Raw genomic sequence first — 25,599 nt, forward strand, 5'->3', positions numbered from 1 at the left:
TAATATGTTACAAGGAATGATCTTATTGGAATATGAAGATGATTTTGACATAAAGCTTTCGATAGGTGAACTTGCTTATCTCGTAGCTCTTATAGGTGGAACAAATCTTAGAGGTATAGAATATTCTTTCGATCATTTGCATGAAAGCGAGTTGCGTCAACGATTTGAGTCCATTCAACAGAAACTTGAGAACAAAGGCTTTCTTCGTGTGAATTTCGATGGAACCGTTCAAATGGATCAAGCAGTTCATGACGTCATCTCAGCAGTAGCTTTTTGTAATCGAGTCATATTGCAAAAAACAAATGAATCGGAAGAACAGAAATCCTATCACTATTATGTTTATGGTGGGTCGACGTTAGAAATGCAAGTTGAAGAGGATCAATGTGTACTTCGTCCGTTGCGAGCAATCTATGAATTACAAGCAACCATGATTGAGCGAAGTGGATTTCTACAGCATTATGATTTTGACGAGGCAATAGATTCTCAAGATCTCTCTATCGAAGAAATTGAAGAGAATATTTCTAGCCTTTGTAGCATTCACTGTTGTCACCTGGAGAATGAGCAGATTGTAGCAGAGCGCGAAGTAAGTTTTACGACTTCCGATTCTATGCTCTATCAAATAAAAGTAGATAAAGAGGTAGATGGTACTCTAACTCCTTCGCTGAATCCTGTTTCTCTTCAATGGGTTGTTCAAGCGATTAACCAAATCCTTTGAGGTGGGGAATGATGAGATGCATTCAAGCACAGTATTTGCAATGGAAGCCAAGTTAGCTCCATTAATTGCAAGATCGCAAGAAGTATCGAGTGAGATGAAGCAGAAAACGCAGAATAGTTCAAGTTACTGGAGTAATTTTGGGCAACTAGAGTTTCAACAGAATACGGAAAAATGGGTTAAAAACATGAATAATTACGCGCAAACACTTCGATCTTTACAGAGTAGTATTCACGCTTACGGAGTACAGCTACGAAACGAGGAGATTGAAGCTGAACGACGAGAAGCTCAACGTCGAGAAGCTGAGCGTGCAAGAGCCCAAGCAGCAGCAGCAGCTTCTTCAAGAAAGAAATAATAACTGGTTTACTCTCTTCAAGGAAGAGTTTAAATAATATACGAATCAAAGGGGATGACATTTATGGCAGATTTAACAGTCTCGTATGAAAGTCTTAATCAGAAGTCAAGGGAAATGGATCAACACAAAAACAATTTCCATACGCTTATTGGTCAAGCAAAAACTACGATAGGCGGATTATCGGCAGCTTGGAAAAGTGATGCTCAGGCACAATATGAACAACGATTTCATGAACTTGAACCAACATTTAAAAAATTCGAACAAATGTTAGAAGAGTATGCGAAGTTCCTTAAAACTTCATCGGATCACTATCGTGCAGCTGATGAAGCTGTGAAGAAAGCAGCTCAAGGATTCTAATATGGCGAACAACAGAGGCTATGCATCGTGCATAGTCTCTTTTCATTAATTGGAAGGGTAAGTACAAAATTCACCTCAAATATCCACCTAAAGTCATGTGATAGTTCTAAGGACTGCTGTATAACTTTTGCTCAAATTATTGCAATAAAAAGGCATAGATTAAATATACCTAATAAATTTGTTTTATACACCATATTTCGACAGTATATGACATTTGTTAGGTGATATAATTGTTGAATCGTCACGAATAATAATGAAAAAGGATGTGTGTCTTTCGATCTAATTAGAGACTAATGTGTGACAAACATACTAGGAAGGGGACTGAATGTTGCGATCGAGAAGAAATAAGAAAATTATGTTTTATTTATTGTTAGTGGGGATCACTGCTGTAATTGTGACGAGTTCGGTAGGATTCATGAGTTATCGTTTTTTTAATGCGAAGTTACTTAAAGAGAGAACTTTATATGAGAACAAGCTCGCCGAAAAGTCTCAACAATTGGCTTTATATGAAGTAAAGAGCCACCAAGGATTTGTTCTTAAGAACAAGAAAAAAGCAGGAGAAACTATTAACGAAGAAGATATTGTTTCCTTGAAACTACCTGATTATTTCACACCCATAGATCTAATTGATACGAGAGAGAACATCGTAGGCAAAGTGATTAAGATTAACGCAGATACAAACACAGCAATTACGAACGAAATGGTTTATGCGAATGGCCCACTTGATCCGAGCCTTCGCAGAGAAGAAGTGGAATACATTAAATTGCCTCTTGAACTTAAGAATAAAGATACGGTAGATATACGGATTGTTTATCCGAACGGCGAAGATTACATCGTCGTATCGAAGAAGAAATTGGACGTAGTCAATCAGGAGAAGCAGCTTGCATTTTTTAATAGTGTTGAAGAAGAAGCACTTTTATTACAGTCTGCTCTTGTCGATGCTTACATTAACAATGCTGAATTATATATGAAAAAATATATAGAGCCTGAAATGCAGCCTGAGCCGATTGTAACCTATACGCCAAATAAAGATGTCATTACTGTATTAAAAACAAATCCACAAATTCTAAATCAGGCAAAATGGAAGTTAAGTCTAAAAATACGTGAAGGTCTAGAAGACCGATTGAAGTTGATCGAAGATAAGGATCGTATTCGAGTAGGTGCGGATGCACCGTCTGGCAGTGCAGTATCCAAACGTAAAGGAAATGATGGAGCAGTTCCTGCAAATCAATCAAATCCGAATGGAACAGCTACAGGTGTCGAAGGAACGGTCAATAACAATAATCCACAGGTCATTCAACCAGAAGGATCTTCAACATCTACGAAAGAACCGACTTCCAGTATCGATTCTAGTTCTATCCATTCCACGGATAATGACGATACTGGAGTAACGAGCAATTCTACCACGGATAATTCAGTAAATACCGAGGATCAGAATTCCAGTCTCTTAGGGAGGTAAGCATGAGATTAATCGTAGCGGGAGATTGTGAAAAGCATGATTTTATCTTGACTGTTGCAAATTTAATTCATTCATATTACCCAGATCAATCTCTTGTGATCGTGACAGATCATTCGCGACATTATCGATATTTTCAAGATTCGGGGATTCCTATTCACATGGATTTCTCGATTGAACGAACTGAAGATATTGTTATCTATGATCTACATTGCGACATTCCGGATGATGTTGTGACAGAGAATACGAAAATTGTATTTGCTACCAGCTTTGAGCGTTGCTCCATTGAAGCCGCAACGCAGTTCTCAAGAATCATTACACCATTGGCGCTAATGATGATAGGATCCGAGTGTAACATCAATGAGAAATATATCAAGCTGAATATACCGATTCGTGTCGATTATTTTGGTTATTACGACAATAGCATAAGAAGAATTGATTGGGTTTTTGAGGGGAGTACTCGATTTACGAAGCTTGACAAGGATTTCAAAGAGGCAGTGGAGTTTTATTTGACAGAGATTGTTGAAATCCCAAGTAAAGACCTGAAGAAGCTTTGGTCTTTTGCCAAGAAGAGAGGGAAATAAAGATGTTGGTTGCTTTTTGGGGACCCGTGCATGGTCAAGTGCGTACAACAAGCAATATGATCGCTATATCTACGATGTTAGCACTGGATTATCAGATGCGAATATTAATCACACATACGCATGCTGAGCGTTCTACACTGGAAATGGCCTATTCTAAATTACGTCAAGTAGATATCTATCGCGAAGTAGCTGCAGGAATGGATGGAATTGAGCATTTAGCTCAATGTGGCATGTTAACACCTGAGAGTATTAAAGATAATGCGGAGTCTATTGTACATGATCGACTAGATCTTATTCCGGGATTGACGAATCTTGATGTGAAGTCATTTAAACGGACACTGCCTTTTATCATTGAATCTGCTCGCCGATTCTATAATCTCACATTTATTGATGTATCATCGGGAACAAAAAATGAAATTTCACAATATGTCATGGAGCAAGCAGATTTAGTGGTGGTTAATTTGAACCAAAACTCTTCGGTACTGGATACCTTTTTCAGTCGACAAGATTGGCCATCCATATTAGATCAGAAGCCAGTCATTTATTGTCTGGGATCCTATGAAAGAAATTCGAAAATGACCACGCAACGCATAGCTTCTCGCTATTCTGTATCGCGTAAAAAGATTGGGGCGATACCTCACAATTATCGTTATATGGATGCACACAATGAGCAGCATATTATTGATTTTCTGCTTCGTGCGAGATCGCGTGAGAAGAAGTTCCTTCAGCATGATGAAGAAGTGTATTTTACAGAATCGGTTAGGAACGTAGGAAAACAAATATTGCATGGTCTGGGTCTGGTGCCGCTGCAAGGGGATGATGATGATTGAGATCATCCTAATTGTCATCGTAGTGCTTGGAATTATAACATTTCTATACTTCTGGATGCGACGGAATAAAGGCGCGATTCACCGAATAGAGGAAGCCAGATTCGACTTCGACAGTATTCAAAAATATGTCAGTGATGCACTTCAGAATTTTATGGAGTCCTCACTCTATGAGGGTAATCCTAGCACCGAAGAATATAATCGCCGAAAGGCAAGACGAAATGAATTACGCAAAGCGCTTCGAAGCTGCATGCATGGTAATCTATCAACAAAGAAGTATGTCAAAATTTTCATTCGCACCGTTTTGGATCACTATGGATTTAATGAGTTCAATGTGAACCAAGTGATTCCGTTTGACCGAGCGGAGCGTCTAACTCCACAAGATTGCTTCGATATTATTTTACAGCAATACATGAAAGAACATGATCGAGATGCGCTGAACCAACTTATTCAGAAATATCATCTAGATGAATTAAAACCATACGCTACGGGCTCCAAGGGGTATAAGATTACTTCGGAAGAGATTAGACAGATTTATCAGGCAGAGCAATTTGATCTATCCTTCAACGATAAGATGGATGTTATCGTTCAACGTGTTTACCAATCTTTCAAAGGTCTGGGGGTTATTGATGAGATTCGCGATCAAAAAATTGATGGCGTAAACGGTGGAACTAGTGGAGTACCAACAGATATTGCTCAATCTATGGATGCTGCTCATTATTTGGATCAAACCTATTCAATACCCAAAACCTATGATGCGGTCTGGATCTTCTATCGAGGGAAATCGATTCATCTTGAGTTTCTAAGTTTTGGTTCCGAGCTGGAGTTAAAACGTGTATGTCAAAATATTTATACATTCGGTAATCCAGGGCAATTGAATGAAGCAAAAGGATTTATGGTTAATGATATGGCCGATGGAAGCCGGGTTGTTGTCGTCAGGCCCAAAATGTCTGAAAGCTGGGCATTTTTCGTACGGAAATTTGATGTGCGTATCGTCGAAATCGAAGACTTGATTAAGGGCGAAAATGCCTTCTTACCGATCATGATGAGTAAGTTTCTGATTAAAGGGGAACGAATCACAGCGGTTACGGGTCGACAAGGTTCTGGTAAAACAACATTGATGATGGCGTTGATTGGATTTATTAATCGAAGACACAACATTAGGGTGCAAGAGATGTCTTTCGAGCTTAGAGCTAGAAAAATGTATCCTGATCGAAATATTTTAACTTTCCGAGAGACGCCGACGATTAGTGGACAAAAAGGATTGGATACCCAAAAGAAAACAGATGGAAGTGTCAGTATTCTAGGAGAAGTAGCTGATCATCCTGTTGCCAGCCTCATGGTTCAAATTGCGCAGGTTGCCTCCGAATATACGTTCTTCTCCCATCATGGCAAGACCTTTCCGAACCTAGTCAGCGCACTTAGAAATAGTCTAATCGCGGACGGTGCTTTCTCGAATGAAAAGGCTGCAGAGAAACAGGTTGTGGATGTTCTAGGGTTTAACATTCATTTGGATATGACAGCATCTGGGAAACGGTTCGTTGAACGAATTACAGAATGTATTCCACTTGAAGATGATGACGATTATCCGATGCACTATAAAGAACAGGATAACTTAAATCAGAAACTGGATGCCATAGCAGATACATTAAGAGAGTATTTCTATCGTCAAACCGATCGTAAGACTTATACATACCAAGATATTATCGTATGGGAACAAGACAAGTACGTTGCGAAGAATTGTCCGACAGATCGGAATATTATGGCGATGCTCAATAAGATGGATGATGCAGATGCGGATGATTTTATTTCGTTCCTGGAAGAAAATTGGGGGTATGTCATTTGATTACTTCCCAACTACTCAAACTCGTCGTCATTTCGTTATTCGTAATATTAGGTTTACTCATAGGGACTCTTGTATTCGTGAATTATCGATTACGAGATTCTAAGTATCAAGAGCAGCGAAAATATATCGCAATGCTGCCTAAGAAAAAGAAGAATCAGAAATGGTTCATATTTGCTTCCAAGATGTATCCATATATGCGTAAAATCCCAGTAGTCAAGACGATCCTAGCGAGAATACGTAAACGTTTCTTGATATTACATGCTGGGGATGAACGAATCGTTCGCAGTCAATCTGCGAGTGTTACCTTGATTATCAGTAGTACGATTGTCGTTCTAACGATTGTATCTTTTATCTGGACGAACTCATGGTCCATGCGCCTATCTATATTTCTGGTCGCTGTCTATATCGGAAGTTTTCTCAGTGATATGTTCATTGCGCGCGAAGAAAAAAAATTACTGCATGGACTATCTGAGTTATGCCTAGATATTCGTCATGAATACCATCAGACCTATATGGTAGGTAAAAGTATCGAACAGGCAGCCGAGCGTTCCAAAACTGTAGTGGCTAATCATGCAAGGAAGATCAATGGTGTTCTAAATGCGATTGATACGAACGAGGAATTAAGGCTCTACTACGATGTCGCACCTAATCGGTATTTGAAGCTCTTGGCGGGGATCAGCCATAATATTGCCGAGTATGGCGATACAAATGTTCACGAAGGTGAGAAGTCGCTGTATTTGCAAGCCCTTGGGAATATTCGTGAAGAGATTCATTTGGACATCACGCGACGGAATCGTCTGGATAATCTGCTAGCCGGTATTGTCTTTATTGCTCTGTCGCCTGTATTCATGCTCGAACCGATTAAGAATTGGGCAGAGTCACAATTTCCTATCGTTAGCGATTTTTATAATTCAGCCTTTGGGTTGTACACGCTAATAGGATTATATCTTATTTACATTGGTTGTTTCTTTGGATTACGGGTTATTAAAGGGATGGATGGAGACTCACAGACAGTAAAGGAAGAAGGAGAATTTCTTCGACAACTGCTGCGGATCAAATGGATCCATAAGATTGTAGAACGATTTGTGCCTGCGGAACGAGAATCTTCGCATTTTCGAACGATGAGACAGATTAGAGAGGCAAGTTCCAAGCTAACCTTAAGCCAATTTTATTTGCAAAAGCTGTTGTTCGCACTCGTCATATTCACCAGTGTGATTGTCGTTCAATTCTATATTCATGCGACGATCAAACACAATATGATGTACCCTAACATTAAGATTGTGACGGGAGGCAATCAGCCTAGCTCACAAGTATATATCGCGGAGCAGAAGTACTACTTTGAGGCTAATATATTACAAGAATTAAGGAAGAAGGAGCTTCCAGAGGATCTGGTGGTTGCCTATATCAATGAACAATTAGAGCAACAAAGCTTCATGCCTCGACAGGCTGAACGTGAGAAACTAGCGGAAGAGATCGGTGCCAAATTTCAAAAATACAATCAAGAGTATTATCGCTGGTATGAATTGCTCATTGCTTTTGCCGTTGCCTTAAGTGCTTATCGTATCCCGAACTTACTACTAATGATTAGGCGTCAAATGCGTCGATGGGAAATGCAAAATGAAGTCGATGGATATAACTCGATTGTGATGATGTTATCCAAAATAGAACGGATTAGCGTCTTTGAGATGATTGATTGGCTGCATCGGTATAGTTATATTTTTGAATCCCAGCTATTACGTTGTCTGCTGGAGTATGAAGCGGGGGCATGGCAGGCGCTTGAAAGACTGAAAGACGAATGCAATTTTGTTCCATTAGAAAGAATCGTGGACCGTCTTCAGGTCGCAGCCGAGCTCATTCCGATTAAAGATGCTTTTGATGACATGGAGCAAGAACGCGTTTTTGCAATGGACCAAAGGAAACTTCACTACGAGATCATGGTGAGTCGAAAGAGTACTCTTGGGAAGTTAATCGGTTTTCTACCTTTACAGGCAACCTTCGTGATGTATTTGTTGGTACCATTCGGATACTTAGCATTTGTACAGCTTGGTGAATTAAACGTGGTCACGAACACGATGTAGAGGAGTTGCGTTGATGGAAAATTTACAAACCTATTTGAAGTGGGTCATTGGACTATTATTCACGTTAGTCATCATAGGCGCGGGGATTATGATCTGGAATCAAACGCAGCCTATGATGCAAATGGCCAATCGACAAGCGGCAGAGCAGGCACAGGCCATTGCCGATGACGAGTATTCAGCCTATGACTATCAACTTGTAAGTGGCTCACAAGTACTTACGGCTGTTCGTCGTTATGCGATGAAAGAGGTTTTCTATATCTATGTGAAGACGAACACGAGTGAATTCGGCGTGAGGCTGAGTGATGCAGCGACAACATGCCCGAAGTTTGATTACAGCAGTGGAACGATCGATACGAGCGGAATTACCGGATGTTATACCACAACCAAGGAAATGATGGAGATTTCCGATACGGATTATGTTCCACCGCAAGCAAGATTTCGTTCAACACTGCTCAGAGATGGCAATGACCGAATTACAGGAATTTATTTTAGACAACAATAACATTTAAATGATATGGAGGGTTCATAGTTATGGAAAATATATCGACGGGTCTGAAATGGGCAATTGGGATTATTGTAACACTTTTGATTATTGCGGCAGGGATTAGCGTGTATCTCGTCGCGAATGGGTATTTTACAAGAGCGCAGCAGCAGACGACTTCGCAATCGCAAATGTTAAGTCAAGCGGAGTATGCGATTTATGATAATAAGAATGTGACTGGTAAAGATGTTATCGATGCAGCGACGCGTTATCAGGATCGTCCGGAGTTTTCGGTGATTGTAAGAACTCGTATCAATAAGACTGGATATTATACTAAGAGCAGTTATACGAATAGTTTATATTCCAAAAATTCAAACAATGCAGGAGCATTTGCAGTTAAAGGTGCCGAGAGTGGTCTGGATACGGGAATTTCAACTACCGCTATGACAGATCCTTCAAAATTAGAAAGTTATGTCAACCCTACTGGTATTTTTTCAGCAAATATTTATCATGACGAAAACGGAGAAGTCCGTCTTGTAGAATTTGTACAAAAAGGACAATAGTATGCTTTGGGGTTAAACAAATGAACAATCTTCTAAAATTCTTTTTCACACTTATTGCGTGGATTGTGTTCATGGTGGCGGGAATTCCTTATTTAACGACTGAACTAACGGAACGAGTGAAGCCACTAGAATCGAATGCTAACGAGGTTAATGCTGCCCCTTATGTGGGCACAGCAGATCTATCCATCCAATCTGGGGCTCAAGTCGTTGGACTTGTGCCTTATGCATTAGCGGGTGATTTCGATTTGTATATTGATGGCTTATATATCACCCATATGACAGACATCTCAACGATTAATCTCAGTGGTGTAACCACGCTAGATTATAAGATTTCGATCACGAGAGATGCACTAGGCACGATCCGAACGATCTATGCATCACATTAGGCAAGGGGGAGGCTACAATGGTTGATGCACTGAAAGCAACTTTTGTCATTCTTCTATTGACCATTGCTTTTGTCGTCTATCCGACGCTGCGTTCTGCTGAGAAGCATGAAGAAACGACTAGGAGTGCGGCCAGGGCCGCTGTTGTCACATTCGTAGATACGACACGGGGAAAAGGTTACGTTGATGTGCGAGATTATAATCAATTGCTTCGATCTTTAGATGCATCCGGCGGGGTGTTTGAGGTTACACTGGAGCGATATCAGAAGCTTATTCAGCCAACGTATACGGACCCAACAGATTTTTCAACGTTCCAGAATACTTTTACGGTTCGATACGATGGATTCTTTACGCAAGAGATTCTTCAGGTGTTATTCCCGAACACGAACGTTCCAGATGATGATCCAACAAGAAGATACAACATGCATGCAGGCGATCTGTTTAATGTCCGTATTGAGTCTAGAGGGACTACATTGGCTGGAAGAATGCGGTCACTCCTTTTCCGTGGCACGAATATACCAATCATAGAACGATATGGGGGTATGGTTCGAAGTGAAGCCCCTTAGTATTGTTTTGTTGTTTTTGATTATTGCCCTAGGGTTAGGGATGAGCCAAGATGCGAGGCAGGATATAAATGAACGACACGTGCAGACACAGAAGGAATACGCCAATGCTTTTCAAGCTGCTGTTGATGACACGGGGGCTTATCTCGCTCGATTTGAGGCCCAACAAGTGACTTCTGGGATTCGTTATCAGCGAGAGAAGCAACTCGCATTCGATATGGATATTTTGAATGTGTTTTATGATAATCTAGCGCTGAAGTTCGGAATTGAGAGCAATTCAGCTGCAATTCAAAACTTAAAGGTACATATTCCAGCAATGGTCTTATTCCATTATAACGGCTACGAGCTTGTTACATTGGAAGATCGGTTGAATAACGGTGGGCAAACGGAGTTAACACCTGTGTTTTGGCCTATTCGTGCGTATAACTATACGCTGTCGAATGGGAATATATTATATTTCACACTCGATGATCAAGTGACGATTTATGATCGATATAACAACCGTTTTCTCCAGGATTCTTTTTCGGATATACAAGCTATCACCAATACTGCACCCTTAGATGATTTACCAACGTTTCGTGAAATGAGGCAAAACACAATCGTCTCGCTTGTTGAACAGGACCTTGGCGGAGCGATTAACCGTCATTTAGAATTAGCAAAACGATTAGGGTTAAATATTCAGCTCACGATTCCTCGCGGGTTGAATGAGCAATCGATTCAAGATGTTGGATTTATGGCGTTTATTCAAGGGTATCCGCTACCAGGTGGTGAACGCTTGACTACATATTCTTTTGGTGGAAGTGCAGTTATCCAGAGGAAACAACTCGTTGGCGTAATCATGGCGAATGGCGAACATCATGCATATCCTAAGCAATGTGTTCCTGCAGCAGGTGCGACAGTGATAGAAAATTTATATGATTCGGAAGAAGCAGTTCTCAAAGGATACTTTGTACAAGAATGTGCACCATAAATTTAGTAGATTGAGATGTCATCTATCTCACCTAAGAGGAGCTTCACAACAATAGAGAGGCATCTGAGCAGGAAAGGAGTAGACACTTTGGCTCAGAAATCGGTGTTTCAAGGCGATGGGATGCAGAAGCTGCGGAAGGATCTGCAGGAAGTGGCCGATCATACCAATTATATGCGGACACAATTAAGTGGCTTTCTAGCCCAAATGGACGGTCAATTATATTCCCGCGTATCTGGACAAGCTCAACTTGCCCAATCTCAAATCAATCGTCTGACGGATGAGGCGGAGCAATTGAGCGATTTCATCCGACTCGCCATCAGTAAGATCCAAGCTGCAGAGCAGCAAACGATGGCAGATGCGAGAGCGCTCATGAAGGGTGATGTCAAACAAAATGCGAAAGGGTCTATCCTGCAACAACGGCCACTTACTGCTGGTCACCGGGCTTCATGGGATCGATGGAGTAACTATGTAATCCAATACTTAAAGGATTCTTCCTCCTGGTACCGAGCAGCGCCGATTCCAACGATATTATTTGGATTTTTCCGAGGCTTAACGCTGCAAATCCAGAGAACGACATTGATTGATCGGATGCAGAAGTATAAAGGGGATGCTGAGGTTGCAGCCTTACTGCAAATGATGCAGCAAGGTTCGATGCAAGAGCAGATCGAAGCCCAGCAGAAATTAGAACAGATCAGCGAAGCGCTAATCGAGGTAGGACGATGCCAAGCAGCTTATGAGGTATATAAGCAGTTTGGACAGACCGCCTATATGGAAGGGGCGCATGCGGCGGCGGAGAAGGCAAGGGCCATGCTGTCGGGGCTTGGGATGAATCGTTCATATTATGATACGGATGTGAGCTTGAGATCCGAATATACGGGAGCACCGTTATCGGCATGTCAGTACAATCCGCTGAAGAATGACCATTCTGTGATGCCGACCGACGATAGGCTACTCACCATGATTCGCCTAAGCATGGCGGACCAAGAATACAGGAAATGGGCATTCGTGAACTATGATGATATCGTAGAAGAGATTCGAAGGGCAGATATTATGGCGGAAATCCAGAAACAGCTTGAAGCGAATCTCCCACCAACGAAGCTGCCGGACGGTACACCCATTACACCAGACAACAAAGAGAATGAGACAACGTTCAAGTATTTCCAAGAGCATATACAAAACGATAAGATGATGAACCCGTTGCTTGAATACTTAACGTGGCTGGATGATACGTATGGCAAGACGGAATGGCGTAAAAATGTGGAAATGGTCGATGGTGTACTGAGAGGGTTTGCGGAAGGTCTAATCACAGAGACAGTGAACGGGGTCGTTGGCACACTGGAATTTGCTTTTAATTTTGTCGTAGATCCAGGGAAGACAACGAAAGAAATCGTTGACACCGTAAGCTATCTTGCATCTAACCCCGAAGTACTCGTCGAAGCGGCGAAAAAAATGTATACTGATTTTGAATCAGCTTCACCGGAGAAAAAAGCGGAGATGATCGGCGCGGTAGCATCCATGCTCGTGCCTGGAGTATCCGTAACGAAGATTGGTAAGGTAGAAAAAGTGACGGAAGCGATGACATCGATCGCGAAAAAGATGAAGAAGATCGATTATCCAACCTCCGTGTCCCGGCTTCAAGAATCTTTTTCGAATATGCTGCCTTATCGGATGGCGATGACCCCCGAGGGTGTCATGATGGTGGTGCCGAATACGAAGAAGATCGACTTCCGGGCATCGAAACCATCATCCTTACATGATGGACCGAATGTATCTAAGATAGATGGGAAGAGTGAACCGGGGAAATCCGGGATTGAGGGGACGGGAAATGCAAAGATAAGAACTGAAGGAAATAAAACCATATCAACGAATGAATTTGGTAATGATATATCATGGAATAATCAAGGGCCTAAAGATATAGATGCTATTATCGACAAAAATTTAAAGAGTACAAAAGTTGGTGATGTACTAGAAGGGGAAGTAGCACAAGCAGTAAAGGAAATGGGTAGACTGCAAGGAACAGGAGTAGAACTGAAAATGCAGAACAAAACAAAGGCGGGTGATATAGATGTATTAACTGATGCTCATATTATTGAAGTTAAGAAATCTTTAAGTGCATTGGATGAAAAGCAAATTGATAAGCTCACAAATCCATTAAATGAAAAGTATTTTAATTATGATAATAGAGAAATCATATACTTTATTGAAGATGCCACAATTAAGAATAAGACACAGGCTGACTTAGTAAAACTATTGGAGGATAAAGGGATAAAAATCATAAGTTCACTCGATGAATTAAGAGAGGTTTTGATAAGGTGAGTTCAATTATCATTTTAAAAAATATGGAGAATTACTCTCCTGAGCAAACTATTAGTCATTTTATAAAAGCAGCTGAAAGAGCTAAAATGTATTGCTTTTATATTACAACTAAATTAGATAAAGATGGTTATTTTTATTCAGCTGAAGGCACATTATCAGAAGTAGACGAAATTACGTTTACACATATCGAAGATGAGGAGAATTTTAAATACTTTACGTTTAATATAAACAGAGCTAGAGAAGATTTGTACGATAGCTTCACTTGGCTAACTGAAGACCAAAAATATTTCTGGGCAGTAGATATTGAAAATATTAATCATGAGTATGAATTTATATTTAGATTTGTAGTAGAATACTTTAAGGAAAATAGTGAGGATTATTTATGGTTTGATGATGCTGATTGGTATTATTCCGCTGCTGATTTATTAAAATTGAGTCAAATGCCATATAACTCTGAGTGGTGCAGTAAAAAAATTGTGTAAAATAACTCATATCCTTAAATAATAGCATTTGATTGATGATCATCGTTTAGGCTGAGGAAGTGTAAAGGGTGAACACCAAATAAAAAATGTGGACTTTTTTCAATTATGGTAAAATAGTTAGGTCTGTCAATATTTTTGTGTATGCCCATTTACAACTCCAACAATAAGATCGTACAATACAACCAACAAACCTAACTCTTGATAAACTTTCAAAGCTCTTTCCAACTTGCTTCATGAGTAGGAATGAGCTTTTTTATGTGCGGAAAATAAACGAAGGAGTTGAATGACATGGAAAAACAAGTAAAGGTAATAGAGGAAAAGGTGTGTTTAATTGCACAGGCACAATCACAGTACGAGCCAATCGTAGAGTAAGTGAGAGGTTACTGTCAGAAGGTTCAAGAGTTACGGCATCAGATAGAGGAGTTAAGAAATTCTAGTAGTACCGACCCAAAAGTAGCAATAGAGATAAGCAAGCTACTGGAACAGGCGGATTATCATAACCATCTGGCAGATCAGAAGAACGGACCGCCCAGACTGGAGATACTTCGCCGTATAGATTGCAGAAGTATCAGGGACTTGCCGAGGTTGCCGCCTTACTACAGATGATGCAGCAAGCGGCGGAGAAGGCAAGGTCCATGCTGTCGGGGCTTGGGATGAATCGTTCATATTATGATACGGATGTGAACTTGAGATCCGAATATACGGGGGCACCGTTATCTGCATGTCAGTATAATCCGCTGAAGAATGATCATTCGGTGATGCCGTCAGATGATCGACTTCTCACCATGATTCGCCTTAGCATGGCGGACCAAGAATACAGGAAATGGGCATTCGTGAACTATGATGATATCGTAGAAGAGATTCGAAGGGCAGATATTCTTGCGGAAACCCAGAAACAGATTGAAGCGAATCTCCCACCAACGAAGCTGCCTGATGGGACGCTGATTACACCTGACAACAAAGAGAATGAGACAACGTTCAAGTATTTCCAAGAGCATATACAAAACGATAAGATGATGAACCCGTTGCTTGAATACTTAACGTGGCTGGATGACACCTATGGCAAAACCGAATGGCGTAAAAATGTGGAAATGGTCGATGGTGTACTGAGAGGGTTTGCGGAAGGTCTAATTACAGAGACAGTGAACGGGGTCGTTGGCACACTGGAATTTGCTTTTAATTTTGTCGTAGATCCAGGGAAGACAACGAAAGAAATCGTTGACACCGTAAGCTATCTTGCATCTAACCCCGAAGTACTCGTCGAAGCGGCGAAAAAAATGTATACTGATTTTGAATCAGCTTCACCGGAGAAAAAAAGAGATGATCGGCGCGGTAGCATCCATGCTCGTGCCTGGAGTATCCGTAACGAAGATTGGTAAGGTAGAAAAAGTGACGGAAGCGATGACATCGATCGCGAAAAAGATGAAGAAGATCGATTATCCAACCTCCGTGTCCCGGCTTCAAGAATCTTTTTCGAATATGCTGCCATATCGGCTGGCGATGACCCCCGAGGGTGTCATGATGATGGTGCCGAATACGAAGAAGATCGACTTCCGGGCATCGAAACCATCATCCTTACATGATGGACCGAATGTGTCTAAGATAGATGGGAAGGGTGAACCGGGGAAATCGGGGATTGAGGGGACGGGAGATCTTAAATATAAAGAAGGTTATTATATTGAACATTTAACTGGAGAGATAAAGAGCGTATCAGATTGGAAAGGTGTTAGTGGTGGACATAACTATGATGAATTCAAAAAATATTTTGGGGAAAATGGAAAGTATGCATTAGAAGAAGTAAATAAATTACCGCATCCTGATATTAATGGAATATATGACTTGGAATACAGAATGAAGGTTGAAATAAAGAATTATAAAGGGGAAGGTACAGGTCAATATAAGTATATTCCGAAAGAAAATAAAGACCCTTTCAAAAAAACAATATATGATCCAAATATTTTATCGAACGATGATATTGTTAAATTTGGTAACGAGGCTATGGAAAATGGAATTAGTAAGAGTCAAGTAAGACAATTAGAATCACAGGGTAAAGAACTAATTCAAGGCACTGCTACTAATGGATTGAAATATGAAGGTATAAAAAATGTAGAGACAGGTGAAATTGAGAACTTCTGGCCTGTATTGAAATGGAGTGAGTAGAGTGATGGATAATTCCAAGGAAAATTATCAACTAATAGTCGATAGTTTTAAAATGAAAGGGTTAAATAAAGATTTTATAATTACTGTTTTAGCTAGATTTGTTTTAGATTTTGATTTTATGAAAATTCTGACTGGTTTTTTAAATGAAAATGTACTAAGAAGAGATACTATCGGAGTGGTTTATTCAGATGAATTTGAAATTGGGGATGAAGGTTATTTTGGGGAAAATAAGGTTCTGTTTTATTATGGAATAGACGATAACTGGCATGATATTGTTTCATATGACGAGTTATGTGATTATCTACAAGTAGCGTGTGAAATTTATATGGATAAAAATAAAACAGAAACAGAAGAAATAAAAAGAATTTTTAATCAAATTAAAGAAAAATATGAAATAGTTCAGGATAAGTAAATATACGATTTAAGGAAGTATTAACTAAACTTCAAAATTCATACACCATTTTATTTTGTGAACGATGTATATTTAGAATGACACAACCAACAACGCCACAATGCGAGCTAAACGTCGTGTTGTGGTTTTTTATCCGCTTTATTATCCAAACAATCCAATCATACAAGCGGCGGCTGTTCAAAACCCTGCACCCAGTACCGATAAAACTTTTGTTGGACGCATTGAGGGTATAATAAAGAGGTTAAGCATGTTTAACCCTTTAGATGCAGAAGCTGAATTATCGCAAGAAGAAATCAAGGATCTAGAGAGAAGAATAAATGCAGTAATAGAAGGGCTTAAAAATGCCGAGGTTGATTATAACCCCACAGCAGAATAGTTTAAAAATTTCTTCGTTTATATAAACTTTCAAAAGCTCTTTCCCACTTGAACCATAAGTAGAAATGAGCTTTTTTTGCATGCTCAAAATTAGAGGAGGATGAAACGAATGGCAAAGCGTGAACAAGTAGTGACAGAAAAGTTGAAGAGACATCAACCAGCCTAGGAAGCAGAAAACTTAAAAATTTATGGCCATATATTACTTATAGGGCATCGAAAGTTGGAGTCAAGAAGCAGTAATGGGTCGAAAAAAGGCAGGTAGTTCTATGTTAGATGAGTAAGCAGAGCAGCAAACGATGGCAGATGCGAGAGCGCTCATGAAGGGGGATGTCAAACAAAATGCGAAAGGGGTCATCCTGCAACAACGGCCACTAACTGCTGGTCAACGGGCTTCATGGGATCGATGGGGGAACTACGCAATCCAATACTTAAAGGATTCTTCCTCCTGGTATCGAGCAGCGCCGATTCCAACGATATTATTTGGATTTTTCAGAGGTCTAACGCTACAAATCCAGAGAGCGACCTTAATCGATCGCATGCAGAAATATAAAGGGGATGCTGAGGTTGCAGCTTTGCTACAGATGATGCAACAAGGTTCGATGCAAGAGCAGATCGAAGCCCAGCAGAAATTAGAACAGATCAGCAAAGCGCTAATCGAGGTAGGACGATGCCAAGCAGCTTATGAGGTATATAAGCAGTTTGGACAGACCGCCTATATGGAAGGGGCGCATGCTGCGGCGGAGAAGGCAAGGGGAATGCTGTCGGGGCTTGGGATGAATCGTTCATATTATGATACGGATGTGAACTTGAGATCCGAATATAAGGGAGCACCGTTATCTGCATGTCAGTACAATCCGCTGAAGAATGACCATTCGGTAATGCCTACGGATGATCGGCTTCTCACCATGATTCGACTTAGCATGGCGGACCAAGAATACAGGAAATGGGCGTTCGTGAACTATGATGATATCGTAGAAGAGATTCGAAGAACAGATATTGTAGCGGAAGCCCAGAAACAGATTGAAGCGAATCTTCCGCCCTACGAAGCTGCCGGACGGTACATCCATTACACCAGATAACAAAAATAATGAGATGACGTTGAAGTATTTTCAAGAGCATATACAAAACGATAAGATGGTGAATGCGCCTCTTGAATACATAATGTGGTTAGATGACACCTATGGCAAAACCGAATGGCGAAAAAAAGTGGAAATGGTCGATGGTGTACTGAGAGGGTTTACGGTAGGTCTAATAACTGAGACAGTGAACGGGGTCGTTGGCACACTGGAATTTGCTTTTAATTTTGTCGTAGATCCAGCGAAGACAACGAAGGAAGTCGTTGACACCGTAAGTTATCTAGCAGATAACCCCGAAGTACTCGTCGAAGCGGCGAAAAAAATGTATACTGATTTTGAAACAGCCACCCCGGAGAAAAGGGCGGAGATGATTGGCGCGGTAGCATCCATGCTCGTGCCTGGAGTATCCGTAACGAAGATTGGTAAGGTAGAAAAAGTGACGGAAGCGATGACATCGATCGCGAAAAAGGTGAAGAAGATCGATTATCCAACCTCCGTGTCCCGGCTTCAAGAGTCTTTTTCGAATATGTCGCCATATCGGCTGGCGATGACCCCCGAGGGTGTCATGATGATGGTGCCGAATACGAAGAAGATCGACTTCGGGGCATCGAAACCACCATCCTTACATGATGGACCGAATGTGTCTAAGATAGATGGGAAGGGTGAACCGGGGAAATCGGGGATTGAGGGGACGGGTAAATTCAATGATCCAGTTATAACGAAAACGAATAAAGGCTTAGAAGTTGAATTTGAAAATTCATACGGTAGTAAAATAAAATGGGTTGAACAAAACCCTAAGAATATTCCAAATGCAATTGAAAGTGCAATGAGTAGTAGCAATGTTGGTAAAGCCATTGAGGGTAAAGTTGGAAATTATGTTCAACAAAAGGTGGAAATAACAGGGTTCGGCTTAAAACTAGATAATATTTTTACTGGTAAACCAGCAGGAGATATTGATGTCATGACACAAAATCAAATTATAGAGATTAAGAAGTCAATGTCTGCTGTTAAAATGGATCAAATCGATAAGTATGTTAATCCAAGTAACTCTCAATTCTTTAATTATGAGGGCAGAGAGATTGTACTATATGTTGATGAGATTATTGATACCTTAAATCCACAAACAACTAAAATGATTCAAGAACTTAATAGTAAGGGTGTAACAGTTGTAAATTCGCTCGAAGAGTTAGGAGGAGTATTGAAGTAATGGGAATGTCATCCTTTTTATTATTTAAACGTGGAGAAAGTACTCCAGTAAATGATTTATTGAGGGATATTAATAAAATATGTATAGAGGAGAATCTTTTTTTTGATAAAGATGAAGAAACTTACGATAGTGACGGGACACTAAAATACACTCGAGTATATATTAGTGACATACCATTTAGGGAGAATTATTCAAGACCTCTTTGCTTTAGCGTATATGATGAACCGTATGAATATCAATTAGTTAGTTTTAAATGGGATGATACGAATAATGAATATTTTAAAGCAGTAGTATCTGACGATTTTGATGATAATGAAGATCTATTATTACGATTTTCCCATGCTATACTTAAGATCTATCCGACAGCAAAAATATGGGTTGAGGAAGAATGGTTTTATACTCTAGAGGATCTAGATAATATTACTAACATGCTGTACAAGAGTGATTGGTGCTACAAAGATCCAAGAGAAATAGCTCGAGATTAGTTGTGGTGGCTGATGATTTGCCAAAATAAGATCTTTACTATTAAGGGCCTTGAGGTTACTCTCAAGGCTTTTTTTGGATGGCTACCCAGTGCCGAATGCACGCTACTTTCAACCAGCGACACATCTAACCCATGTAATACCCGTATAAAGATTCCGTTTCCTTTGTATGCACATCAAACGTTGTAAATTTATAACCTAAATAACGCTATTCCGTTATATCTAACTATCTATCAAACAAGATAATTAATTTACTACGATTCCCACATATTTATCAGGAGTTATCAAACTAAAAACAACTGGTAGAATGACAGCTATATGATGCAATTACTTAAAAACTTGACAAATACACTTGATAAACTTCCAAAAGCTCTTTCCCACTTGAACCATGAGTTGGAATGAGCTTTTTTTGCATGCTCAGAATCAAAGCAGTATGAGACGAATAGTAAGATGCGAACAGGAAGTTTAAGCAGGCAGGATTTGATTACATACAGTAAGATCCGAGCCGCAGAGCAGCAAACGATGTCGGATGCGAGAGCGCTCATGAAAGGTGATGTGGAGGCAAGATATGTGGGGGAGTCAGCAGCAACATCGACCGCTCAAGACAAAGCAACGGGACACATGGAATCGATGTGGCAACTTTATGATGCAGCTATTAAGGGATTCTCCCAAGTGGTATAAGGCAATACCCTTTACCCCAGATAACAAAAATAATGAGATGACTTTCAAGTATTTCCAAGAGAATATTCAAAACGATACGATGATGAACCCGTTGCTTGAATACTTAACGTGGCTGGATGATACGTATGGCAAGACGGAATGGAGTAAATGGTCGATGGTGTACTGAGAGGGTTTGCGGAAGGTCTAATTACAGAGACTGTGAACGGGGGTGTTGGCACACTGGAATTTGCATATAAATTTGTCGTAGATCCAGAGAAGACAACGAAAGAAGTCGTAGACACCGTAAGTTATCTTGCAGCTAACCCCGAAGTACTCGTCGAAGCGGCGAAAAAAATGTATACTGATTTTGAATCAGCTTCACCGGAGAAAAAAGCGGAGATGATTGGCGCGGTAGCATCAATGCTCGTGCCTGGAGTATCCGTAACGAAGGTTGGTAAGGTAGAGAAAGTGACGGAAGCGATGACATCGATCGCGAAAAAGATGAAGAAGATCGATTATCCAACCTCCGTGTCCCGGCTTCAAGAGTCTTTTTCGAATATGTCGCCATATCGGCTGGCGATGACCCCCGAGGGTGTCATGATGATGGTGCCGAATACGAAGAAGATCGACTTTGGGGCATCGAAACCGTCATCCTTACATGATGGACCGAATGTGTCTAAGATAGATGGGAAGAGTGATGCGGGAAGGCCGGAGTTTGGGGGGACGGGTGATGTTCCTCCTTTCATAAAGATTTTTAACAATAGTGAAGAGGCTTTAGATCACGCAAATATTGGTGATTTTACAAAGAATCCTCGAACTGGTGCAATACAAAAGATGAGCGGAGGGGGGCATGGACAAGATAATATAGATTTTCTTGAACAAAATGGAATTGAGTACAATATTGAAACAACATTTCCTAATGGGGTTCGGATAGGTAATGTACCTGAACATAAGTCTAAAGGAAAAAGGACAGGTACAGGACAAGCATGGTTTCCTTCTAATTGGAATAAGGAAGATATTAGGAGGGCAGGGGAGTATGTTGCAAACCTTCCCCAGAATCAAGAAATAGCTGATGGTGTTGGTGTGTTCGGCAATTATAATGGAGTTCGGGTAGGAGTTATTAAGACAAATGGTGAAATAGGAACTGTTTTCCCTGATAATTCGATGCAACCCTAATTATTTGGAGGTATAAGAGAATGTTCGATGAAAAAGTAAGAGCAATATTAGGTGCAAGAGCACTACTAGATGAGAATGACCCGAGAATAGAACAAAAGTGGATGGAATTGACCGATGCGCTGAGTGAGAATGAAGATTTAACATTAAATTTTTTGAAGAATTGTACAAAGACAGAACTTAGTTTTTTAAGTGAGGTATTTGAAGATGTGGCGTACAATTTACAGAGTAAGAAGTATATCGAATTATTATATTTACTAGATAGTAGGTATCCTGACTTGGAATTGAAAAGACATATTCAGATTGCTGAGAGTTATATCGAATAAAGTAAAGGTGCTCGTCAAAAATTTAGTGTAAACTTGCTTTACAACTCCAACAACAAGATCACTACATCTCAACCAACAAACCAACAATAAATGATTCAAACACTTGTTTAAACTTCCCAAAGCTCTTTCCCACTTGAACCATGAGTAGGAATGAGCTTTTTTGCATGCTCAGAATCAAAGGAGGATGAGACGAATGGCAAGACGCGAACAGGAAGTTTAAGCAGGCAGGATTGATTTCACACAGTAAGATCCAAGCCGCAGAGCATCAAACGATATCGGATGCGAGAGCGCTCATGAAAGGTGATGTGAAGCAAGATGTGTGGGGGAGTCAGCAGCAACAGCGACCGCTCAAGACAAAGGAAACGGGACACATGGAATCGATGTGGCAACTTTATGATGCAACTATTAAGGGATTCTCCCAAGTGAAAAAGGAACACCCATTACGTCAAAAATAATGAGACGACGTTGAAGTATTTTCAAGAGCATGTACAAAACGATAAGATGATGAACCCGTTGCTTGAATACTTAACGTGGCTGGATGATACCTATGGAAGAACCGAATGGCGTAAAAATGTGGAAATGGTCGATGGTGTACTGAGAGGGTTTGCGGAAGGTCTAATTACAGAGACTGTGAATGGGATTGTTGGCACACTGGAATTTGCTTTTAATTTTGTCGTAGATCCAGCGAAGACAACGAAGGAAGTCGTTGACACCGTAAGTTATCTAGCAGATAACCCTGAAGTACTCGTCGAAGCAGCGAAAAAAATGTATACTGATTTTGAAACAGCTACCCCGGAGCAAAGGGCGGAGATGATTGGCGCGGTAGCATCAATGCTCGTGCCTGAAGTATCCGTAACGAAGATCGGTAAGGTAGAAAAAGTGACGGAAGCGATGACATCGATCGCGAAAAAGATGAAGAAGATCGATTATCCAACCTCCGTGTCCCGGCTTCAAGAATCTTTTTCGAATATGCTGCCATATCGGCTGGCGATGACCCCCGAGGGTGTCATGATGATGGTGCCGAATACGAAGAAGATCGACTTCCGGGCATCGAAACCATCATCCTTACATGATGGACCGAATGTGTCTAAGATAGATGGGAAGGGTGATCCGGGGAAATCGGGGATTGAGGGGACGGGTTATACTGGCGGAAGAAATCAAAAAGAATTGGATGATTTAGCTGGTGATCCATCACATGCAGGAAGAATTGAAGAGCAGGGGATAAAAGAAAGAAAAGTAGGATTAGATTTGGAAAGTCAAGGAAAGCTAGGACGTATAATACGTGACCCACAAAAAGATAAGGGCGCCGAATTTATTGATACAACAACAGGTACAAAATGGGATGTAAAAAGTTTTGAATCTTATCCTAATGGTCATACTTCACCCAAAAAAGGGGCATTTACGGTTGAGAAATCTATGAATAAAATATATACGGAGTTTGATCGTGGTCATAATGTAGTAATTGATACAAGAGAGCTAATCTCTGACCATGTAGCTCAATTGAAAAAAGCAATCGAAGAGGCTGGAATTTCAGATCGTATTATTTGGTATCCAGATTGAGGAGGATTTCGATGACAACGTACAATAGTCAAAGTATTATTGATAAATTAGAATCTCATCGACTATGGGTTGAAACTATCGGTAAACAAGGAGGAAAATTAGGAATAGATGAGATTGACTTAAGAGACATGGATTTAACAAAATATATGCTCGACCAGGCATATATTACAGAATGTATATTTGATGGAATGTACTTACAGGGGAAAGATTTTCATTCTTCAGTATTATGTTCTTCGTCATTTAAAACTACAAATTTGTTGAATACTGATTTTTATCGAGCTGATTTATCATATGCAGATTTCTCAGATGCCAATCTTGAAAATGCTAGACTTGCTAAAGCTGATTGTTCTGAAACTCTGTTTAGTAAAGCTAACTTAGCGAATGCAAACTTAATGGCCTGTTCATTATATCTAACAGATTTTAGAAATGCAATTCTCACAAATGCAAATATTAGCTCTGCCTCTTTTAAGGGTACTTTACTAAAAGGTGCAGAACTATCAGGAATAACAGGGATAGAAGATGCATTGATTAAAAGCATTAATATTGGAACTTCAGAAAATCCAATAATACTTGAAGATGAAGAAGCTGCTAGGTGGTTGAAAAATACTAGTACCTCACTGTAAGAACAAAAATATAACATAAACAGGTCAATTATGGTTTATTGTCACCAGGATTGGCCTGTTTATGTTTTAATTCCCTTTAAAGAGCACTGGCTAGTAGGGATGCTCGCTGGTGGATATAGTGCAGATGAAAAACCAAAAACCTGGTGCGAGATAAAAATCTTTACTAGGGGAGTGTGATTGATGAGGTACTTGAGGGGACAGGTGATATTCGACAGATTTCTTCTGAAGGGTTATGAAAAGAATTGGAATTAACGGTTGCTCAAAGAAGTGAATTAGTTGAATATGCGCCAAAGTTTTTTGTAGATACTTCACGAGCAGAATACTTTTACGGTTCGATACGATGGATTCTTTACGCAAGAGATTCTTCAGGTGTTATCCCGAACACGAACGTTCCAGATGATGATCCAACAAGAAGATACAACATGCATGCAGGCGATCTGTTTAATGTCCGTATTGAGTCTAGAGGGACTACATTGGCTGAAAGAATGCGGTCACTCCTTTTCCATGGCACGAATATACCAATCATAGAACGATATGGGGGTATGGTTCGAAGTGAAGCCCCTTAGTATTATTTTGTTATTTTTGATTATTGCCCTAGGGTTAGGGATGAGCCAAGATGCGAGGCAGGATATAAATGAACGACACGCGCAGACACAGAAGGAGTACGCCAATGCTTTTCAAGCTGCTGTTGATGACACGGGCGCTTATCTCGCTCGATTCGAAGCGCAACAAGTGACTTCTGGGATTCGCTATCAGCGAGAGAAGCAACTCGCATTCGATATGGATATTTTGAATGTGTTTTATGATAATCTAGCGCTGAAGTTCGGAATTGAGAGCAATTCAGCTGCAATTCAAAACTTAAAGGTACATATTCCAGCAATGGTCTTATTCCATTATAACGGCTACGAGCTTGTTACATTGGAAGATCGGTTGAATAACGGTGGGCAAACGGAGTTAACACCTGTGTTTTGGCCTATTCGTGCGTATAACTATACGCTGTCGAATGGGAATATATTATATTTCACACTCGATGATCAAGTGACGATTTATGATCGATATAACAACCGTTTTCTCCAGGATTCTTTTTCGGATATACAAGCTATCACCAATACTGCACCCTTAGATGATTTACCAACGTTTCGTGAAATGAGGCAAAACACAATCGTCTCGCTTGTTGAACAGGACCTTGGCGGAGCGATTAACCGTCATTTAGAATTAGCAAAACGATTAGGGTTAAATATTCAGCTCACGATTCCTCGCGGGTTGAATGAGCAATCGATTCAAGATGTTGGATTTATGGCGTTTATTCAAGGGTATCCGCTACCAGGTGGTGAACGCTTGACTACATATTCTTTTGGTGGAAGTGCAGTTATCCAGAGGAAACAACTCGTTGGCGTAATCATGGCGAATGGCGAAAATCATGCATATCCTAAGCAATGTGTTCCTGCAGCAGGTGCGACAGTGATAGAAAATTTATATGATTCGGAAGAAGCAGTTCTCAAAGGATATTTTGTACAAGAATGTGCACCATAAATTTAGTAGATTGAGACGTCATCTATCTCACCTAAGAGG

General features: G+C 40.3%; 29 protein-coding genes. All 29 read left to right on the forward strand.

What is annotated here, in order from left to right; translation table 11 throughout:
- Positions 1 to 4 precede the first annotated feature (4 nt).
- The 29 genes from GCU39_RS05425 (at position 5) to GCU39_RS05560 (ending at position 25,560) form a co-directional block, all read left to right on the forward strand.
- Entirely contained in the window at positions 5 to 715 is a 711-nt protein-coding gene (locus GCU39_RS05425) for a hypothetical protein (RefSeq protein ID WP_152392574.1), read from the forward strand.
- A 40-nt stretch (positions 716 to 755) separates the two neighbouring features.
- Complete coding sequence (locus tag GCU39_RS05430) at positions 756 to 1,067, forward strand: hypothetical protein (protein WP_152392575.1); 312 nt, start codon at positions 756 to 758, stop codon at positions 1,065 to 1,067.
- 63 nt (positions 1,068 to 1,130) lie between these two features.
- On the forward strand, positions 1,131 to 1,424 hold the full coding sequence (locus GCU39_RS05435; protein ID WP_193726775.1) for a WXG100 family type VII secretion target: 294 nt from the start codon (positions 1,131 to 1,133) through the stop codon (positions 1,422 to 1,424).
- A 325-nt stretch (positions 1,425 to 1,749) separates the two neighbouring features.
- Positions 1,750 to 2,883 carry a hypothetical protein gene (locus GCU39_RS05440; RefSeq protein ID WP_193726776.1) on the forward strand — a complete coding sequence of 378 codons (1,134 nt, stop codon included), beginning with the start codon at positions 1,750 to 1,752 and terminating at the stop codon, positions 2,881 to 2,883.
- Between the two features lie 2 nt (positions 2,884 to 2,885).
- On the forward strand, positions 2,886 to 3,464 hold the full coding sequence (locus GCU39_RS05445; protein WP_152392578.1) for a hypothetical protein: 579 nt from the start codon (positions 2,886 to 2,888) through the stop codon (positions 3,462 to 3,464).
- A 2-nt stretch (positions 3,465 to 3,466) separates the two neighbouring features.
- Complete coding sequence (locus GCU39_RS05450) at positions 3,467 to 4,294, forward strand: hypothetical protein (RefSeq protein ID WP_152392579.1); 828 nt, start codon at positions 3,467 to 3,469, stop codon at positions 4,292 to 4,294.
- Positions 4,251 to 6,137, forward strand: a complete 1,887-nt coding sequence (locus GCU39_RS05455; RefSeq protein ID WP_227793449.1) for an ATPase, T2SS/T4P/T4SS family — start codon at positions 4,251 to 4,253, stop codon at positions 6,135 to 6,137. The genes GCU39_RS05450 and GCU39_RS05455 overlap by 44 nt, the downstream gene beginning before the upstream one ends.
- A complete protein-coding gene (locus tag GCU39_RS05460; RefSeq protein WP_152392580.1) occupies positions 6,134 to 8,215 on the forward strand; it encodes a hypothetical protein in 2,082 nt (693 codons plus the stop codon). Before GCU39_RS05455 ends, GCU39_RS05460 begins: the two co-directional genes overlap by 4 nt.
- Before the next feature lie 13 nt (positions 8,216 to 8,228).
- Positions 8,229 to 8,717: a hypothetical protein gene (locus GCU39_RS05465; protein WP_152392581.1), complete on the forward strand. Its 489-nt coding sequence runs from the start codon at positions 8,229 to 8,231 to the stop codon at positions 8,715 to 8,717.
- 29 nt (positions 8,718 to 8,746) lie between these two features.
- Complete coding sequence (locus tag GCU39_RS05470) at positions 8,747 to 9,259, forward strand: hypothetical protein (protein WP_152392582.1); 513 nt, start codon at positions 8,747 to 8,749, stop codon at positions 9,257 to 9,259.
- A 20-nt stretch (positions 9,260 to 9,279) separates the two neighbouring features.
- Positions 9,280 to 9,645, forward strand: coding sequence for a hypothetical protein (locus GCU39_RS05475; protein WP_152392583.1), 366 nt, complete (start codon positions 9,280 to 9,282; stop codon positions 9,643 to 9,645).
- Positions 9,646 to 9,662: 17 nt separating this feature from the next.
- Complete coding sequence (locus GCU39_RS05480; RefSeq protein ID WP_152392584.1) at positions 9,663 to 10,208, forward strand: hypothetical protein; 546 nt, start codon at positions 9,663 to 9,665, stop codon at positions 10,206 to 10,208.
- A 79-nt stretch (positions 10,209 to 10,287) separates the two neighbouring features.
- The gene (locus GCU39_RS05485) at positions 10,288 to 11,175 is read left to right on the forward strand and encodes a hypothetical protein (protein WP_193726777.1); all 888 of its coding nucleotides are present in this window, start codon (positions 10,288 to 10,290) and stop codon (positions 11,173 to 11,175) included.
- An 87-nt stretch (positions 11,176 to 11,262) separates the two neighbouring features.
- Positions 11,263 to 13,491 (forward strand): hypothetical protein, encoded by a 2,229-nt coding sequence (locus GCU39_RS05490; protein WP_152392586.1) that lies wholly within the window; start codon positions 11,263 to 11,265, stop codon positions 13,489 to 13,491.
- On the forward strand, positions 13,488 to 13,973 hold the full coding sequence (locus tag GCU39_RS05495; RefSeq protein ID WP_152392587.1) for a hypothetical protein: 486 nt from the start codon (positions 13,488 to 13,490) through the stop codon (positions 13,971 to 13,973). The genes GCU39_RS05490 and GCU39_RS05495 overlap by 4 nt, the downstream gene beginning before the upstream one ends.
- 557 nt (positions 13,974 to 14,530) lie before the next feature.
- Positions 14,531 to 15,352: a hypothetical protein gene (locus tag GCU39_RS05500; RefSeq protein WP_152392588.1), complete on the forward strand. Its 822-nt coding sequence runs from the start codon at positions 14,531 to 14,533 to the stop codon at positions 15,350 to 15,352.
- Positions 15,294 to 16,133 (forward strand): CdiA family toxin C-terminal domain-containing protein, encoded by an 840-nt coding sequence (locus tag GCU39_RS05505; protein WP_152392589.1) that lies wholly within the window; start codon positions 15,294 to 15,296, stop codon positions 16,131 to 16,133. Before GCU39_RS05500 ends, GCU39_RS05505 begins: the two co-directional genes overlap by 59 nt.
- Before the next feature lie 4 nt (positions 16,134 to 16,137).
- A complete protein-coding gene (cdiI, locus tag GCU39_RS05510; RefSeq protein WP_152392590.1) occupies positions 16,138 to 16,545 on the forward strand; it encodes a ribonuclease toxin immunity protein CdiI in 408 nt (135 codons plus the stop codon).
- A 100-nt stretch (positions 16,546 to 16,645) separates the two neighbouring features.
- Entirely contained in the window at positions 16,646 to 16,921 is a 276-nt protein-coding gene (locus GCU39_RS32450) for an Imm3 family immunity protein (protein ID WP_152392591.1), read from the forward strand.
- 295 nt (positions 16,922 to 17,216) lie between these two features.
- Positions 17,217 to 17,999, forward strand: a complete 783-nt coding sequence (locus tag GCU39_RS05520) for a hypothetical protein (RefSeq protein ID WP_152392592.1) — start codon at positions 17,217 to 17,219, stop codon at positions 17,997 to 17,999.
- Positions 18,000 to 18,018: 19 nt separating this feature from the next.
- On the forward strand, positions 18,019 to 19,203 hold the full coding sequence (locus tag GCU39_RS05525) for a hypothetical protein (protein ID WP_152392593.1): 1,185 nt from the start codon (positions 18,019 to 18,021) through the stop codon (positions 19,201 to 19,203).
- Positions 19,203 to 19,688 (forward strand): hypothetical protein, encoded by a 486-nt coding sequence (locus GCU39_RS05530; RefSeq protein ID WP_152392594.1) that lies wholly within the window; start codon positions 19,203 to 19,205, stop codon positions 19,686 to 19,688. The genes GCU39_RS05525 and GCU39_RS05530 overlap by 1 nt, the downstream gene beginning before the upstream one ends.
- A 447-nt stretch (positions 19,689 to 20,135) precedes the next feature.
- Positions 20,136 to 20,366: a hypothetical protein gene (locus tag GCU39_RS05535; RefSeq protein WP_152392595.1), complete on the forward strand. Its 231-nt coding sequence runs from the start codon at positions 20,136 to 20,138 to the stop codon at positions 20,364 to 20,366.
- Positions 20,367 to 20,403: 37 nt separating this feature from the next.
- A complete protein-coding gene (locus GCU39_RS32215) occupies positions 20,404 to 20,532 on the forward strand; it encodes a hypothetical protein (RefSeq protein ID WP_265333471.1) in 129 nt (42 codons plus the stop codon).
- Positions 20,514 to 21,521 (forward strand): EndoU domain-containing protein, encoded by a 1,008-nt coding sequence (locus GCU39_RS31770; protein WP_227793450.1) that lies wholly within the window; start codon positions 20,514 to 20,516, stop codon positions 21,519 to 21,521. Before GCU39_RS32215 ends, GCU39_RS31770 begins: the two co-directional genes overlap by 19 nt.
- A 20-nt stretch (positions 21,522 to 21,541) precedes the next feature.
- Complete coding sequence (locus GCU39_RS05545; protein WP_152392596.1) at positions 21,542 to 21,844, forward strand: hypothetical protein; 303 nt, start codon at positions 21,542 to 21,544, stop codon at positions 21,842 to 21,844.
- A 465-nt stretch (positions 21,845 to 22,309) separates the two neighbouring features.
- Positions 22,310 to 23,404, forward strand: coding sequence for a hypothetical protein (locus tag GCU39_RS05550; RefSeq protein ID WP_152392597.1), 1,095 nt, complete (start codon positions 22,310 to 22,312; stop codon positions 23,402 to 23,404).
- Positions 23,405 to 23,415: 11 nt separating this feature from the next.
- Positions 23,416 to 24,027 (forward strand): pentapeptide repeat-containing protein, encoded by a 612-nt coding sequence (locus GCU39_RS05555; RefSeq protein ID WP_152392598.1) that lies wholly within the window; start codon positions 23,416 to 23,418, stop codon positions 24,025 to 24,027.
- Between the two features lie 534 nt (positions 24,028 to 24,561).
- The gene (locus GCU39_RS05560) at positions 24,562 to 25,560 is read left to right on the forward strand and encodes a hypothetical protein (protein WP_193726778.1); all 999 of its coding nucleotides are present in this window, start codon (positions 24,562 to 24,564) and stop codon (positions 25,558 to 25,560) included.
- Positions 25,561 to 25,599: the final 39 nt, after the last annotated feature.

Origin of the sequence: Paenibacillus guangzhouensis, assembly GCF_009363075.1 — a bacterium.
Classification (GTDB): Bacteria; Bacillota; Bacilli; order Paenibacillales; family Paenibacillaceae; genus Paenibacillus_K; species Paenibacillus_K guangzhouensis.

Coding starts and splice junctions, on each gene's coding strand:
- GCU39_RS05425 (WP_152392574.1), top strand. CDS start 5: ATGTTACAAGGAATGATCTTATTGGAATATGAAGATGATTTTGACATA.
- GCU39_RS05430 (WP_152392575.1), top strand. CDS start 756: ATGGAAGCCAAGTTAGCTCCATTAATTGCAAGATCGCAAGAAGTATCG.
- GCU39_RS05435 (WP_193726775.1), top strand. CDS start 1,131: ATGGCAGATTTAACAGTCTCGTATGAAAGTCTTAATCAGAAGTCAAGG.
- GCU39_RS05440 (WP_193726776.1), top strand. CDS start 1,750: ATGTTGCGATCGAGAAGAAATAAGAAAATTATGTTTTATTTATTGTTA.
- GCU39_RS05445 (WP_152392578.1), top strand. CDS start 2,886: ATGAGATTAATCGTAGCGGGAGATTGTGAAAAGCATGATTTTATCTTG.
- GCU39_RS05450 (WP_152392579.1), top strand. CDS start 3,467: ATGTTGGTTGCTTTTTGGGGACCCGTGCATGGTCAAGTGCGTACAACA.
- GCU39_RS05455 (WP_227793449.1), top strand. CDS start 4,251: ATGGTCTGGGTCTGGTGCCGCTGCAAGGGGATGATGATGATTGAGATC.
- GCU39_RS05465 (WP_152392581.1), top strand. CDS start 8,229: ATGGAAAATTTACAAACCTATTTGAAGTGGGTCATTGGACTATTATTC.
- GCU39_RS05470 (WP_152392582.1), top strand. CDS start 8,747: ATGGAAAATATATCGACGGGTCTGAAATGGGCAATTGGGATTATTGTA.
- GCU39_RS05475 (WP_152392583.1), top strand. CDS start 9,280: ATGAACAATCTTCTAAAATTCTTTTTCACACTTATTGCGTGGATTGTG.
- GCU39_RS05480 (WP_152392584.1), top strand. CDS start 9,663: ATGGTTGATGCACTGAAAGCAACTTTTGTCATTCTTCTATTGACCATT.
- GCU39_RS05505 (WP_152392589.1), top strand. CDS start 15,294: ATGATCGGCGCGGTAGCATCCATGCTCGTGCCTGGAGTATCCGTAACG.
- cdiI (WP_152392590.1), top strand. CDS start 16,138: ATGGATAATTCCAAGGAAAATTATCAACTAATAGTCGATAGTTTTAAA.
- GCU39_RS32450 (WP_152392591.1), top strand. CDS start 16,646: ATGCGAGCTAAACGTCGTGTTGTGGTTTTTTATCCGCTTTATTATCCA.
- GCU39_RS05520 (WP_152392592.1), top strand. CDS start 17,217: ATGGCAGATGCGAGAGCGCTCATGAAGGGGGATGTCAAACAAAATGCG.
- GCU39_RS05530 (WP_152392594.1), top strand. CDS start 19,203: ATGGGAATGTCATCCTTTTTATTATTTAAACGTGGAGAAAGTACTCCA.
- GCU39_RS05535 (WP_152392595.1), top strand. CDS start 20,136: ATGCGAACAGGAAGTTTAAGCAGGCAGGATTTGATTACATACAGTAAG.
- GCU39_RS32215 (WP_265333471.1), top strand. CDS start 20,404: ATGACTTTCAAGTATTTCCAAGAGAATATTCAAAACGATACGATGATG.
- GCU39_RS31770 (WP_227793450.1), top strand. CDS start 20,514: ATGGTCGATGGTGTACTGAGAGGGTTTGCGGAAGGTCTAATTACAGAG.
- GCU39_RS05545 (WP_152392596.1), top strand. CDS start 21,542: ATGTTCGATGAAAAAGTAAGAGCAATATTAGGTGCAAGAGCACTACTA.
- GCU39_RS05555 (WP_152392598.1), top strand. CDS start 23,416: ATGACAACGTACAATAGTCAAAGTATTATTGATAAATTAGAATCTCAT.
- GCU39_RS05560 (WP_193726778.1), top strand. CDS start 24,562: ATGGGGGTATGGTTCGAAGTGAAGCCCCTTAGTATTATTTTGTTATTT.